The organism is Aeromicrobium panaciterrae, assembly GCF_039537165.1.
Taxonomy (GTDB): Bacteria; Actinomycetota; Actinomycetes; order Propionibacteriales; family Nocardioidaceae; genus Aeromicrobium; species Aeromicrobium panaciterrae.
This window is the reverse complement of sequence record NZ_BAAAZZ010000002.1, coordinates 3,178,896-3,179,147: the sequence shown is the minus strand read 5'-3', so window position 1 is coordinate 3,179,147 and position 252 is coordinate 3,178,896. Positions and strand designations below refer to the sequence as shown.

Here is a 252-nt window from a genome sequence, read left to right as displayed (position 1 = left end):
AAGCTGCACGCGTTGCACGCGGCACGCGACGCGATCGATGCCCAAGAGGCAGTGCTGTTGGCTGAGCTCGAGGCGTCGAAGGACTTTGAGCTCGACGGCGTATCCACCCTCAATGCGTGGGTCCGCACCCAGCTGCGGATGAACGCCGGACAAGCCACCACCCTGGTCAAGAACGTCCACGCACTGCGTGACCTGCCACTGCTGGCAGACGCTGCGTTGAATGGCGAGATCAGTGCCGCCCACGTGCGGGTG

1 protein-coding gene is annotated in these 252 nt (G+C 64.7%); it reads left to right on the top strand.

Annotation, left to right across the window (positions count from 1 at the left end):
* Nucleotides 1-252 (top strand): DUF222 domain-containing protein (locus tag ABD683_RS16620; RefSeq protein WP_344771187.1); only part of this gene is annotated, 252 nt, incomplete at both ends.